This window comes from Faecalimicrobium sp. JNUCC 81, assembly GCF_053667625.1.
This window is the reverse complement of the sequence record NZ_CM132203.1, coordinates 246,742-260,496: the sequence shown is the minus strand read 5'-3', so window position 1 is coordinate 260,496 and position 13,755 is coordinate 246,742. Positions and strand designations below refer to the sequence as shown.

The window sequence follows — 13,755 nt, the reverse complement described above, 5'->3', positions numbered from 1 at the left end:
TTTCCTCCATTTTTTATTTATCTATTTAATACTTTCTTGAATACGTAAATATTTAGTAGTATCCCAGATATAATTATTAATCCTAATACGCTTAAACAAGTTATAACTAAATCGAAGTTCATTGAAAATAATTTAATTTGTCCCATATATGCAGTAGATATAAAACTATTTTTTGAAAGTATATCTATAAAACTACATTGGCGTATTATCATCACTAACTCATACGGTAAAAATTGTAAAAATACTAATACTTTACCCATTGCTATAAATAAAATTGAACAAGATATAGATTGTATTGAGTTTTTTGTTATAAACGAGAATAGGCTTGAGAATATTGATATTGCTATAAATACTAAAGATATTACTCCTATCTCAGAGAATATATATTGAGCAATACTCATTTCTCTAACTAAACTTGCTATACTAGATATCCTATATGCTTGTAAGCCTCCATTTACAGGCGCTCCATATTGAATATATGTTGTTATAAAAGTTACAATTAAATAAATTGCATAAACAACAATTGGTATAATTAGCGATATTAAAAGCTTTGAGTTTAAAGCTTTATATTTATTTTTAGATGATAAAATTATACAATCTACATTTGATAATCTTTCATCTGTATATAAATTTGAAGAAAGTGTAACTATTATAGCTACAATAAGTAGTGTAGCTAAAGGAAACGTAGCTCTACTTTCAAATACTTGATAGAAGGTTACGTTTTTATACTTCTCACCATTATCTTTATTTAGCTTTTCTTTTGACATTTGGCTAATTTGCTTTTCATTTTCATCTTTCAGTCCATGAGTATTCTTATTAGCAATTGACTTTATCTCATCTACTTTATTATTTAATTTATCTTGTGCTATTATATCTCCTGGCCTTTTATCAACTATATATTCTTTTTTACTTTCATCGTAATATTCATTTTCAGTTTCTAACATAGGCTTTACAAACCCAAGTTGTATAAATAAAAGTCCCATAAGAATAAGTGCTATTATTGAGCTTTTACTTTTAACTATTTTTTTTAATTCCCATCCTAACATGTTCGCTCTCCTCTCTTGTGATTACAAATTTATTATATATATCTAGATTTACATCATCATAAATTTAAACTTAAATAAACCTTACAATTTTTTTATTATAAAAATTTTATCAAAATAAATACTTAAATAAATAAAGGCAAAGCTGTTTAACATAGCTTTGCCTTGTTTATATATTCAATTTTTATTATTTACTAGATTAACCATTTTTTGCCCTCTTTCTAATAGCTCATTATAATTATTTTCTTCTTCTATCTGTTTTATCTTATCCTCTGCAATATCCTTATTCGAAATGCCAAAATATTTATTTAATATTTCGTATTGAGTATCTCCATTTTTTTCCTTACTATCTTCTATCTCTTCTTTCCAATTAATATTTACCTTATCCATTATTAATCCTAAAGCAGATCCTGTCTCATACTTTATTGGTCTTTCTAAATAAGATGGCGATTGTGCTATTCCATCTGCAACAAAATTAAAAGCATGTGAGAAAGTAACGTAATATGGCTTTTCTTTATTTGCAAGAACTCTTAATTTTCCACCTGTTAAATTACTGTATTTATATTCTATATATCTGGCAGTACCTTCTATTGCTTCTGTATTTGTCTCTGCTATTAATTGTGGCCATTTTTCATATCTATAAGTACGTAAAGTTGTCCATTGCTTTAGATACTTCTTAACTTCTTCTTTATTATTTACTTCCATACACTTGTCTAAGAGCTTAAATTCTAATCCCATTAAAGCATAGTTTTCTTTATTTACTGGATAATTTTCTATATATTCTCCATCATTTTTATCATATGTCCAATCTTTTTGATTATATGTATGGAATGATTCATGTAATAAGAATGAAGAAAAATCAAAATATAAATCTGGATTTTCCATCATTTTAGGATGATACTTAAAATAAAATATACTTTGGCCATTAATATCTACAGTTCCAAAATTTGAAGGTATCAAAGTTAAAATCATGCTTGTATCAAACTTACTTATTCTATAAACTTCTGGTAAATTTAAAGATTTAGGCATGTTCATTTTCTTTGCAAGTATGCTTTTTTCAATTCCTTTTACATTAACTGCATAGGCATGCTTTCTTATAATCCCTTTATCTTTATTAGTTCTTATTAAAACTATAGGTTTTTCATTGAATTTATACTTATCACTCCATAATTTATCACTGTTTTCATTGAATTGTTTATATATACTTGATAGCTGTATAAACATTTCTTTATCTACAGAATCAAATTCTTCATATTTAGTCTTGTATAATTTATTTAATCCAATATCACTTACTATAGCTATTACTAACAAAGCTATAGTAGATAAAATTATTATAAGTGCCTTACTAGATTTTTTCTTCATTAACGTTTCTCTTCTCCTTTTGTAATTTATTCTTGAAAATTATTTATTTTATAATAAACTTTTAATATCTATCCTTTGTTTCTATTATATATAGATAAATTTAAATTATTATAAACTTAATCTTAAATAAACCTTACAATTTTTATTTTTCTTAATTAATATATAAGATATACTTTAAATAAAAAAACGAACTCAATTGAGTTCGTTTTTTTATTCCTATCTCATAGCTCTCATTGCATTTAATACTGCTATTAATGCAACACCGACATCTGCAAATATAGCTTCCCACATAGTAGCAACTCCACCTGCTCCTAGTACTAAAACTATAGCTTTTACAGCTAATGCAAATATTATATTTTGCCATACTATTTTATTAGTTTTACTTGCTATTTCTATTGCTTTAGAAATTTTACTTGGTTCATCTGTCATTAAGACTACATCCGCAGCTTCTATGGCTGCATCTGAACCTAATCCTCCCATAGCTATACCTATATCAGCTCTAGCTAATACTGGAGCATCATTTATTCCATCTCCAACAAATATTACTTTCTCTTTTTCTGATTTACCTTTATATATCTCTTCTAACTTATCTACCTTTTCATTAGGAAGTAGGTTTGAGTATACTTTATCTACTCCAAGTTCTTTCGCTATAGAGTTAGCTACTTTTTCATTATCACCAGTTAACATTACAACATCTTTTATTCCTAGTGATTTTAGATTTTTTATAGCTTTTTCACTATCTTCTTTTACTTCATCTGATATTACTATATATCCTCTGTATGCTTGATTAACAGCTATATAAACTACTGTACCAACTTCTTTAGCTGGTGAATAGAATATATTTTCTTTTTTCATTAATTTTTCATTTCCTGCTAAAATAAGTTCATCATTATAGTTTATTCTTATTCCATAAGCTGCAATCTCTTCATAACTACTTATTTTATCTAAATCTATTTTTTTATCATAATAGTTTAATATTGACTTTGCTATTGGATGATTAGAATTTGCCTCTGCAAAAGCAGCATATTCTAATAATTGTTCTTCAGATATTCCAACTGCATTAACCTTAGTTACGTTAAATACACCTTTTGTAAGTGTTCCTGTTTTATCAAATACAACTGTATCAACATTTCTAAGTGCTTCTAAATAATTACTTCCTTTTATTAGTATACCGTTCTTAGATGCAAATCCTATTCCACTAAAGAAACTAAGTGGTATAGATAAAACTAATGCACATGGACAAGATACAACTAAGAATACTAATCCTCTATATAACCATTCGCTAAATGTAGCCCCTGGTATTATCATTGGAGGTACAACTGCCACTAAGATAGCTCCTATAACCACTGCTGGTGTATAGTACTTTGAGAACTTAGTTATAAAGTTTTCAGTTTTAGATTTTTTACTACTTGCGTTTTCAACTAAATCTAATATTTTAGAAACTGTTGATTCTTCAAATCCTTTAGTAACTTCTATCGTTAATAAAGCGTTCTTATTTATAAATCCTGATAATACATCTTCTCCTTTTGATACTTCTCTTAATACGGATTCTCCTGTAAGTGCAGATGTATCTACCATTGAATATCCATCTATTACTATACCATCTAGCGGAACTTTTTCTCCTGGTTTTACAACTATTATATCGCCTATTTTAACTTCTTCAGGAGAAACTACTTTAAGTTCTGCCCCTTCTTTTAAGTTTGCATAATCTGGTCTTATCTCCATAAGTGATGTTATAGATTTTCTAGATTTTCCTACTGCTATACCTTGTAAGAATTCTCCTAATTGATAGAAAAGCATAACTCCTACTGCTTCTGGCAATTCACCTATAACTAATGCTCCAACTGTAGCAATAGACATTAAGAAGTTTTCATCAAACATTTGACCTCTTATAGCATTTTTTGTAGCCTTTAGTAAAACTTCTCCACCTACTATTACATATGCTATTATAAACATTGCATCTGCAAGTTTACTTTCAAATCCAGTTGCAATTTGATATATCCCAAATATATATACTAATGTTCCTATTACTAGCTTTATTATATCTTTTTTATTTGAATCATTCTTTTCTTTTTTAACTTCTGATTTTTTAATATTATCATTTTCATTTTTTATTTGTATATCTAAACCAGGTTCTGTTGCATTAACAATTCCTACTATTTTATTTATAGTTTCTTTTTCATCAAAAGATTTTTTTATATTTACTATAAGTTTTTTATTTATAAAGTTTAAATTTGAAGAATCTATTTCTTCTAACTTAGATACTTTTTCGTTTATAACTTCCGCACAATGTGCACAGTTAAGTCCACCTAAAATAATCTCTCTTTTTACTTTTTTTAAATCTCCTAATACTTGTATATTTAAGCCTGGCTCTGTTTTATCTATTATATCTATAATATTGGATATAATTTTTTCTTCATCATAAGAATCTATTATATTTACTGTAAGTTTTTTATTTATAAAGTTTAAGTTTGAAGATTCAACTTCTTCTAACTTAGATACTTTTTCTCCTATTACCTCTGCACAGTGCGCACAGTTAAGTCCCCCAAGAATAATTTCTTTTTTTATTAAACTGCAAGCTCCCATATATATACCTCCTATCTCTTATATGTCTCTTTAATATGGTTCAATCCACAATCAAATATTTGACTTATATGACTATCATCTAAGGAATAATAAACTGTCTTCCCTTCTTTTCTAAACTTTACTAATCTAGCTTGCTTTAAAACTCTAAGCTGATGAGATATTGCCGATTGAGTCATACCTAACAAATCCGCTATATCGCATACACACATTTCATTTGCAAATAGTGCATATAATATTTTTACTCTTGTTGTATCTCCAAAAACTTTAAATAATTCTGCTAAATCATATAGCATCTCTTCTTGAGGCATCGTACTTTTAACTTCTTTTACTACCTCATCATGTATGTCTGTACAATTGCATGTATCTATATCTTTTGTCATAGTTTTTTTCCTCCAATTTTCATTTCAATATATGAATAACTGTTCATATATTCATTATATGACTTATGTCCAATTTTTGCAACTAAAATTATTTAATTTAAAATAACTTATAAAGTACACATAATAAGTTTTTTTCTAATATATATATTATTAGAGCTAATTATAAAAGTTTTACTTATAGTATTTTAGGAGGAATGATGAATGATGAATTTTGATATGTTTTCAAGTAAACAAAACGATGATATGGATCCTAATTATATATACCCTAAACCTTATATAGATCCTATGATGTATATAAACCCTTATACAATGAATGGTATGCCATTTCAAAATAATCAAATGGATCCTAACATGGCTAATAGTGGGTATATGACTTATATGAACCCTTGCATGAATAATTCTATGATGGGCCAATGCCCTAATCCAGAAAATGATAATGATTTTGACTACGAAGATATGAACGATTTCTATATGGATATGACAAATCCTATGCAGTGTATGCCTAACAACATGATGCCTCAAAATATGCCTATGATGAATGGTATGATGATGCCTCCAGGTATGCCTATGATGAATGGCATGATGATGCCTCCAGGTATGCCTATGATGAATGGTATGATGATGCCACAGGGTATGCCTATGATGAATGGTATGATGATGCCATGGATGATGTCACCTTATATGATGATGCCTGGCATGCCTCAAATACACATGGAGGAATTTGACGAGGAAGAAATGTAAATTTTTTTATAATATGTGTTATAAAATTTTTATATTTGTCTACAATATAAATGTATTCCTCATAATATTCCCCCAATATTATAAATACAAAATAAAGTCATGACTAGTTTAAGTTCATGACTTTATTTTTATATAAGGAAATTTTAATTTCCAATATATTATATTTTATCAACAGACTCAGTCGTTTGAGCAACGTGTTGGAGAAGCATTTGAGCGACATGAACGAAGTGAATTTTTATTTAGTCTAGGAAATCATAAAAATCATTTGATCCAGATTCTACAAAATCATATAATACATTTTCCTCAAAGTATAATTCTTCTTGGCGCTCAATATATTCATTATAATTACACTCTAGTATTTTAGTTATATACTTTCTACAATTATCACTATATGTTCCAACAAAGAAATCATCTTCTATTTGATAATAGATTGCTTTTATATCATTATTGATAACATATACGTTTTCTTTGACATGCTTATTATTAAAGTTAAATCTAGTAAAGAATACTCCATCTTCCATATCACTTTTAAGTAAGAATGGATTATCAATATAAAACTTTTCTAAAAACGCTTCTTTATTTTTTAATTTATATATACTTATATATTCTGGCTTAGATATTTCATCAAAAACTTCAAAATCATATACAGGTTCCTTATCTGTAACAAGTATAGAATTTATTTTAAACTTTCCATTATCTTTACATATACTAAAAGCTATTTTGGAGAAATAATATCCGTCATTATCTTCATACAACGCTTCACTTATATATTTTCCTTTTCCTTTGCTAGTTACTTTATTTTTTAATAGGGTTCCATTTATATTAGTTATATGCATATTAGATATTTCTTCGCTTCCTGAAAAATATCTTAAACTTTCCCTATCCCAAGCAATAAACCTCATAGTCATATAGTTTATAAATTCTACTTCATCATTTATTTCTTTACATATTATTGGATACATCTGCTCAATATTTAGGTCAGATTCATAATTTTCTATTATATCTATATATTCTTCAATGTCTCCAGGAAGTGGTTTTTCATAATAAGAGTTTTTCTTTCCAAAATATTTGATTAAAAATAACGCCTCTTTTTCAGATATTTTTATCCTATCTGAACCTAATCCGCCCATTAATCGCTCTTCTTCTCTATAAGCTTCATCTTTAGTTGGATTTTTTAGGCTAACATAATCTGATAGTCCTAGTCCTTCTGCATCTAATAAAAAATATTGATATAAATTCCCTTTATCTTTTTTCCATACTATTAAAAGCCCCATACTTCCCATAAGCCTTGAATTTGTTATCTTTGCAAAATTGAATTCCATAAATTCACATCCTTATCTTTTATATCTCTATATTTGAGTTTAACATATAAACTTAGACAAAATTTATTATTTATTACTTTTTACTTTTATTTATATTCTATTCTATGTAAAACCATAATTAATTGTAATAAATGTATATGTTTTTGAATATGATATAAACTAATTATATTTTAATAATTTATTTTTAAATTAAATAATTTAAAATTATTTAATTTAAGTTTACAACTTATACATAATTTATAATATAATGAAATAAATGCTTAATCGAGGTGATATTTATGGGAAACATTGCAGCTTTTTTTGATATAGACGGTACTCTTTATAGAGACTCTCTTATGGTTGAACATTTTAAAAAATTAATTAAATACGATATAATCGACCAAAAGGTATGGTTTGAACATGCTAGAGATACTTTCATGGATTGGGATAAAAGACAAGGAAATTACGATGATTACTTAGACGATGTATGTGAACTATATGTAAAATCTTTAATAGGTCTTGATAAAACTTGTATAGATTTTACTAGTGATCAAGTAATAAAACTAAAGTCCGACAGAGTTTATAAATATACTCGTTCAAGAATAAAATGGCATTTAGATAATGGTCATATAGTAATATTTATATCTGGAAGTCCTAATTTTTTAGTTGAAAAAATGGCTAAAAAATATAATGTTACAGATTTTATTGGAAGTGACTATATGTTTGAAAATGAAACATTTAATGGAACAGTTATACCAATGTGGGACTCTAAAAGTAAAAACACGGCTATAAATGATTTTGTAGATAAATATAACGTAGATTTATCAAAATCATTCGCTTATGGAGATACTAACGGTGATATAAATATGCTTAGAAGAGTAGGTAATCCAATTGCGATAAATCCTACAAAAGAGCTTTTAAACCATATTTCAAGTGATGTTAATATATCAAAACATACTCAAATAATTGTTGAGAGAAAAGATATAGTTTATTCTTTATCTCCAAACGTTAATGTACTTGATATATAATTTTAAAATTATAGTATATAGCTATTGAAATTATATTTCTTAGGCTTTTACTTGTTTTAAAGGGAGGTTAAAAATGCAAGTTAACGAAAATTTATCTAATATGTCTCTAGATGAGGCTATAGATAAACTTAGTAAAAGTGTCTATCTTGAATCACCTGATATTTGGATAGACCTTACTGATAAAATTAATGACCATATTTTCGATGAGATGGTACTTTTCTTTGCAACTAAATATGATGTTTTACCTATTTTAAAGCATGCTGTAGAAAGTAAATTTATAGATTTAAATTTACCATCTAAAAATACGACATATAAAAATATAGGTGAACATCTAATGTCTGTTGCTATTCAGAGTAATAACATTGATATTCATAATTATCTTAAAAGATTATTAGGTCAAGATGATGATGAAATTCTTATAGAAGAAGTTAAAATAGAAAGTAATGAAAATAATAACGATGTGTCTTATAGACCTAAATTTATATGTCCTAGTTGTAATGTAAATATATTTGAATCTGGCTATAAAGCATCAGAAGATATAATTTATAAATTTTCATTAGAGAAAAATAAACTAATTGAGACTTCAAGAAATTTACTTGATAAAACAGTTTGTTGTAATTGCAATAATATTATAAAAGATATATCTATAAATCAACTTAAAAATATTTGTACGGTTCAAAATTGTAGCAAGTGCTCTGCTGATTTAACAAGTGTAGGAATTATAGATAAATCAAAGATGGTATATGATAAAGAATCTAATAAATTTAATTCTAAATCAACATCTTTCCACTGTGCTAATTGTGATAATCTAATAAACAAAACTCAAGAAGAATACTTTGGGCTTTAATTATATAAAAATCGCTTTGTTCAATTATTATTGAGCAAAGCGATTTTTTTAGAAATTTTTAATATTTTTTCTTAATTTATGATTGTAATAATCTATAAATGAGCTATACACATTATCATAAATTACAAAAGCTATTTCAAATCCAGTTATTGTTATTATATTTATAGGCATATATATAAATTGTTTAAGTGTTAAATACAAAACTATCATTATAATATTTGCAAATAATAATTTTAATATATATTCAATATATATTGGTAAATCTCTTTCTACCATATATTTTATAAGCCCATATACTCCAAATGTAGTCGTATATAAAATCCATTGGAATTTATTAGTCATAACTATAAATCCTAAAATTATAGATCCTATATAAAAAATAACACCACTTTTAGGTCCAAATTCCATTATTATTATTGAAATTGGTAAAGATGCTAGACCCATAATAAACAATGTATTTATAGGTATTATATTTATAAGAATTAATAAAATTATATTTAAAGCTAATAATATTCCTCCAAAAGCTACTTTTTTACTCATATTTCACCTAAAAACAGCTTACTAGGTCGCCACCAAAGCATTCGCAACAAGTATCTAAGCACCATAACTTACCACAATCTTCGCAACAATCTCCACCACAACAGCATAAATCATCACAACAACAACAGCAGCAACATCCATCCAAATCATTACGTCTTCTTCTATTATATCTATATGATCTATCTCTGTAATCATCTCTATAAAAAACATAATTATCTAGTGCTTTTTTATACTCTAAATTTTCTGGATCCATCGTATTTGCTTTGTTTATACTATTTTCACCCTCTTCATAGTAACCTAAATTCATAGCAGATATTCCATTTAAGTAATACCAGTTAGCACATTTTTCACCTATATTTCTTAAAAAATTGTAAGCCTTATCAAATTCATTATTGTCCATAAGTTTTCTAATAGTCATAAAATTATCATTCTTATAAGTATTGCTATACATTAGTTTCACACCCTTTTTTTAATATATTTTGGTATCTAAGATATACTCCTGAATAAACTATATTTTCTATTATATTTGTATTAACCTTTAAGTTTAAATTATCTACACTTCTAGCAAGCATTCCTAAAGACATACTTATAAGTTTATCTGCCTTTTCTCTTAGTTCTTCTCTTTTGTCTATGTACTCTATAAATGGATTATATCTTCCTTTTTCATAGTCTTTATCTAAATCTTCATATGCATCTAATATATAAATATACTTACCTACATTAAATCCAATTTTCCTTAAATCTTTCTCAAACTCATCTTCTTTATATGCAAATATTTCTCCCATAAGATTTCCGAAAGTATTAGATACTAAATCTATATTTAGATTTTGTTCTTGTTCTAGATTATATAGTATTTCTAATTGGTTCTTTATAAATTCAGCTTTTTGAGGATATTTTTCATAAGCAAGTTTTAATTTCCCCTTATATATATTATATGCTAATTTATCCTTTATGCCTTTATCATCTCTTAAGTTATCTTCTAATTTATAATATGTAAGAAGTACATTCATACTTGCTGCATATTCTGTAATATCATTTATTATCTTCTTTTTCTTTTTAAATGGATTTGCGATACAACCTTCTTCTATTACATTAGGCTTTGGTCTATATACTGATGTTAATACTAATATTAAAAATGTTATATCATAATTTAATGAAAGTCTTGATATTTCTCCATGGTTATCTTTTAAGTACTTACATAATCCACAGTAATATCCTCTATAATGTTCGTACTCTCTAAAAGTTAAATCCATCTTATTTACTTTTACATATCCAAACATATTTATTCCTTTCTACTATTTTTATATTCTAAAGCTACTATCTTTTTACTAAATATTAATTCTATATAGTTATAAATTTTACCATAAAATTTTTAAATTTAACTATATTATTTGTTAAATCTTCATTATATTCATCATATGTGCTTTCATCACTTATAACAAGCTTTGCCATAGTTGTTGGTAACTTAAACCTCTTAGGTCCAACTGATCCAGGGTTTATATATAGTATATTATCTTTATCATATATATTACTTTTATGTGAATGCCCATATACAACTATATCAATATTTTCTTTTTTTAAATCTATACTTACTTTATTTATGTCATGAACCAAATATATACATTTGCCCATTACCTCTATAATTTTTTCATTTAATATAGTTTTGTTATCTATATTCTTATCTATATTTCCTAATATTGCCTCAGTTTTAGCAATTTTATTTAAATTTTCTATTATATCTAATTTTCCTATATCACCTGAATGAAGTATTAAGTTACAGCCTTTTAAGTTATTTATAACTTCTTCTCTCAATAATCCATGTGTATCTGATATTAATCCTATAATCATAGTTTATCTCCTAATTTTTATTTCATATATATATTATATCCATAATTTGCTTAATAATAAAACTCCTATGAACTTATATAATGTCCATAGGAGTTTTATTATATTTCTAATTTATATTTAATATCTTTTATTTTATCTAATACAAAGTCTAAATCTTTAAAATCATGTGTTGCCATAAGTGTTAATCTAAGTATAGCTTTTCCTCTTTTTACTGTCGGATACCTTATAGCCGGAATATATATCCCCTCTTCTAGTAACATTTTACTAAATTCAAGTGCTAGCTCTTCTTTTCCTATTAATATTGGTATTATTGGACTTTCACTATTTATATCAAATCCTATATTCCTTAATCTTTCACATATATAATCAATGTTTTTATGAAGCTTTTCTACCAAATTTGGATTCGTATCTATTATCTCTACACTTTTAATAGCTCCATTTATAACTGCTGGTGAAAGTGCTGTTGAAAAAATAAAACTTCTAGCTTTATTTTTTATATAATCGATTATATCCTTGTTTGCACATACAAATCCACCTTCACTACCTATTGCTTTACTTAAAGTCCCAATTATAATATCTGGTTTACAATTGAAATATTCACTACTACCTCTTCCAGTTTTTCCTATAACTCCAGTTGCATGGGCATCATCAACTAAAGTAAGTAGTTTATATTTTTTTGCTATTTCAATAATCTCTGGGAGTTTAGCAATATCTCCATCCATACTAAATACACTGTCAGTTACTATCATTGCGTATTTAGGATTATTAGACTTTATTTTATTTTCTAAATCATTCATATCATTATGCTTATATACAATAGTCTTAGCTTTAGAAAGCCTGCACCCATCAATTATACTAGCATGATTTAATTCATCGCTAAATATATAGTAATTTTCATCACATATAGCTGAGATTACACCTACATTGGCCATATATCCAGTATTAAAAATAAGTGTGTCTTCAGTATTTTTAAATTTAGATATTTCTTCTTCTAATTTTTTATGTAAATCATAACTTCCTGTCGTTAGTCTTGATCCACCTGATCCTAATCCATATTTATTTATAGCTTCTATTGAAGCCTTTTTTACTTCTTCATTATTACAAAGTCCTAAATAGTTATTAGATGACATTAAAAGTACATCTTTTCCATCAATAGTTGTAAATTTGTCTTGAGGCTTACTTAGGTACTTCATTTCTCTATATAAATTACTTTCTTTTATATTTTTTAGCTTGTCTTTTATATTATTCATGGCTTAATTTTCTCCTAGCAGATAATATCTATAAAATAGAAAAGGACCTATACCAGCCCTTTTTATATTCCATTTTGAATAAATTTTTTGTATGATAAATTTCTATTAATCTTAATATCATTTTTTATAACTACCTTTGATTTTTCAATGTAATCTATGCAGTTTTTCAGATTAGAAATCGATGAGTCATATAGAAATACTCTTCCTCCATTTTCATTCCCCAATTCTTTTAGATGAGGAAATCTTACATACCCATACTCTTTCGATGCTACATATCCAGCTGTATAATTTGGGTCATCTGAATAACATACTTCTCCTATTATATATGGACAGTTTACTACCTTACTAGCAAGAGCTAATGCCTCTATAAAGTGCACATTATATTTAGTTTCCTTCGTTAAATGATTTATATTAGAATCTTCAAAATCCATATATGTTGCTCTTATACCTCTTTGCTTATCTGGTTCTAACCTCTCCATAGTATTAATATCTAGTAAAATTGCGCCTCTCATATTTGATAAATCTCTTAATAAATTAATTATATTTTGAGACTTTTCTTTATTTATTCCTAGTTTCATTAGCATAGTTTTAGCTGCGTCTAATCCTTCTATATAATTACTTACATCTACAGTAGTTACATCTAAAGGATTTATAGTTTCTAATTCACTTTCTTTTACTTTTTCTATTTTTATATTTATAAAGTCAGATTTACCCTTTGAGTGCAATAATGCTCTTTTTAAAAGTAAATTAACTGCCTCTTCTATATTCTCTTCCTTAATTATCTTTTCAGCTCCTGATATATGATTATCATCCTTTGATGATCTCATTT

14 protein-coding genes are annotated in these 13,755 nt (G+C 26.3%); 3 read left to right on the top strand and 11 right to left on the bottom strand.

What is annotated here, in order from left to right; genetic code table 11:
• Window positions 1–17: 17 nt before the first annotated feature.
• The 4 genes from JNUCC81_RS01400 to JNUCC81_RS01385 form a co-directional block, all read right to left on the bottom strand.
• The gene (locus tag JNUCC81_RS01400) at window positions 18–1,046 is read right to left on the bottom strand and encodes a hypothetical protein (RefSeq protein ID WP_454094990.1); all 1,029 of its coding nucleotides are present in this window, start codon (window positions 1,044–1,046) and stop codon (window positions 18–20) included.
• Window positions 1,047–1,220: 174 nt separating this feature from the next.
• Window positions 1,221–2,405: a hypothetical protein gene (locus tag JNUCC81_RS01395; protein ID WP_454094989.1), complete on the bottom strand. Its 1,185-nt coding sequence runs from the start codon at window positions 2,403–2,405 to the stop codon at window positions 1,221–1,223.
• A 216-nt stretch (window positions 2,406–2,621) separates the two neighbouring features.
• Window positions 2,622–4,991 (bottom strand): heavy metal translocating P-type ATPase, encoded by a 2,370-nt coding sequence (locus JNUCC81_RS01390; RefSeq protein ID WP_454094988.1) that lies wholly within the window; start codon window positions 4,989–4,991, stop codon window positions 2,622–2,624.
• A gap of 11 nt (window positions 4,992–5,002) precedes the next feature.
• Complete coding sequence (locus JNUCC81_RS01385) at window positions 5,003–5,371, bottom strand: ArsR/SmtB family transcription factor (protein ID WP_208334757.1); 369 nt, start codon at window positions 5,369–5,371, stop codon at window positions 5,003–5,005.
• A gap of 201 nt (window positions 5,372–5,572) precedes the next feature.
• On the opposite strand from JNUCC81_RS01385, the gene JNUCC81_RS01380 reads away from it, so the two are divergent.
• Window positions 5,573–6,112, top strand: coding sequence for a hypothetical protein (locus tag JNUCC81_RS01380; RefSeq protein WP_454094987.1), 540 nt, complete (start codon window positions 5,573–5,575; stop codon window positions 6,110–6,112).
• Between the two features lie 239 nt (window positions 6,113–6,351).
• Here JNUCC81_RS01380 and JNUCC81_RS01375 read toward each other — a convergent pair whose 3' ends face one another.
• The gene (locus tag JNUCC81_RS01375) at window positions 6,352–7,434 is read right to left on the bottom strand and encodes a hypothetical protein (RefSeq protein ID WP_454094986.1); all 1,083 of its coding nucleotides are present in this window, start codon (window positions 7,432–7,434) and stop codon (window positions 6,352–6,354) included.
• A 278-nt stretch (window positions 7,435–7,712) separates the two neighbouring features.
• Between JNUCC81_RS01375 and JNUCC81_RS01370 the strand changes: the two genes are divergently transcribed.
• Complete coding sequence (locus JNUCC81_RS01370; protein WP_454094985.1) at window positions 7,713–8,441, top strand: HAD family hydrolase; 729 nt, start codon at window positions 7,713–7,715, stop codon at window positions 8,439–8,441.
• 73 nt (window positions 8,442–8,514) lie between these two features.
• Entirely contained in the window at window positions 8,515–9,288 is a 774-nt protein-coding gene (locus tag JNUCC81_RS01365) for a hypothetical protein (protein ID WP_454094984.1), read from the top strand.
• 48 nt (window positions 9,289–9,336) lie between these two features.
• Here JNUCC81_RS01365 and JNUCC81_RS01360 read toward each other — a convergent pair whose 3' ends face one another.
• The 6 genes from JNUCC81_RS01360 to JNUCC81_RS01335 form a co-directional block, all read right to left on the bottom strand.
• A complete protein-coding gene (locus JNUCC81_RS01360) occupies window positions 9,337–9,828 on the bottom strand; it encodes a hypothetical protein (protein ID WP_454094983.1) in 492 nt (163 codons plus the stop codon).
• Window positions 9,829–9,835: 7 nt separating this feature from the next.
• Complete coding sequence (locus JNUCC81_RS01355; RefSeq protein WP_454094982.1) at window positions 9,836–10,279, bottom strand: hypothetical protein; 444 nt, start codon at window positions 10,277–10,279, stop codon at window positions 9,836–9,838.
• On the bottom strand, window positions 10,272–11,108 hold the full coding sequence (locus tag JNUCC81_RS01350; RefSeq protein WP_454094981.1) for a DUF5685 family protein: 837 nt from the start codon (window positions 11,106–11,108) through the stop codon (window positions 10,272–10,274). The genes JNUCC81_RS01355 and JNUCC81_RS01350 overlap by 8 nt, the downstream gene beginning before the upstream one ends.
• A gap of 61 nt (window positions 11,109–11,169) precedes the next feature.
• Window positions 11,170–11,676, bottom strand: a complete 507-nt coding sequence (locus JNUCC81_RS01345; RefSeq protein WP_454094980.1) for a metallophosphoesterase family protein — start codon at window positions 11,674–11,676, stop codon at window positions 11,170–11,172.
• Between the two features lie 98 nt (window positions 11,677–11,774).
• Entirely contained in the window at window positions 11,775–12,926 is a 1,152-nt protein-coding gene (bioF, locus tag JNUCC81_RS01340; protein ID WP_454094979.1) for an 8-amino-7-oxononanoate synthase, read from the bottom strand.
• A 62-nt stretch (window positions 12,927–12,988) separates the two neighbouring features.
• Window positions 12,989–13,753 (bottom strand): 6-carboxyhexanoate--CoA ligase, encoded by a 765-nt coding sequence (locus JNUCC81_RS01335; RefSeq protein WP_454094978.1) that lies wholly within the window; start codon window positions 13,751–13,753, stop codon window positions 12,989–12,991.
• Window positions 13,754–13,755 lie beyond the last annotated feature (2 nt).

What these genes read in the sequence shown, in the direction of transcription:
- JNUCC81_RS01365 (WP_454094984.1), top strand. Translation starts at nt 8,515, where the DNA reads ATGCAAGTTAACGAAAATTTATCTAATATGTCTCTAGATGAGGCTATA.
- JNUCC81_RS01385 (WP_208334757.1), bottom strand. Translation starts at nt 5,371, where the DNA reads ATGACAAAAGATATAGATACATGCAATTGTACAGACATACATGATGAG.
- JNUCC81_RS01345 (WP_454094980.1), bottom strand. Translation starts at nt 11,676, where the DNA reads ATGATTATAGGATTAATATCAGATACACATGGATTATTGAGAGAAGAA.
- JNUCC81_RS01395 (WP_454094989.1), bottom strand. Translation starts at nt 2,405, where the DNA reads ATGAAGAAAAAATCTAGTAAGGCACTTATAATAATTTTATCTACTATA.
- JNUCC81_RS01390 (WP_454094988.1), bottom strand. Translation starts at nt 4,991, where the DNA reads ATGGGAGCTTGCAGTTTAATAAAAAAAGAAATTATTCTTGGGGGACTT.
- JNUCC81_RS01355 (WP_454094982.1), bottom strand. Translation starts at nt 10,279, where the DNA reads ATGTATAGCAATACTTATAAGAATGATAATTTTATGACTATTAGAAAA.
- JNUCC81_RS01350 (WP_454094981.1), bottom strand. Translation starts at nt 11,108, where the DNA reads ATGTTTGGATATGTAAAAGTAAATAAGATGGATTTAACTTTTAGAGAG.
- JNUCC81_RS01370 (WP_454094985.1), top strand. Translation starts at nt 7,713, where the DNA reads ATGGGAAACATTGCAGCTTTTTTTGATATAGACGGTACTCTTTATAGA.
- JNUCC81_RS01380 (WP_454094987.1), top strand. Translation starts at nt 5,573, where the DNA reads ATGATGAATTTTGATATGTTTTCAAGTAAACAAAACGATGATATGGAT.
- JNUCC81_RS01335 (WP_454094978.1), bottom strand. Translation starts at nt 13,753, where the DNA reads ATGAGATCATCAAAGGATGATAATCATATATCAGGAGCTGAAAAGATA.
- bioF (WP_454094979.1), bottom strand. Translation starts at nt 12,926, where the DNA reads ATGAATAATATAAAAGACAAGCTAAAAAATATAAAAGAAAGTAATTTA.
- JNUCC81_RS01375 (WP_454094986.1), bottom strand. Translation starts at nt 7,434, where the DNA reads ATGGAATTCAATTTTGCAAAGATAACAAATTCAAGGCTTATGGGAAGT.
- JNUCC81_RS01400 (WP_454094990.1), bottom strand. Translation starts at nt 1,046, where the DNA reads ATGTTAGGATGGGAATTAAAAAAAATAGTTAAAAGTAAAAGCTCAATA.
- JNUCC81_RS01360 (WP_454094983.1), bottom strand. Translation starts at nt 9,828, where the DNA reads ATGAGTAAAAAAGTAGCTTTTGGAGGAATATTATTAGCTTTAAATATA.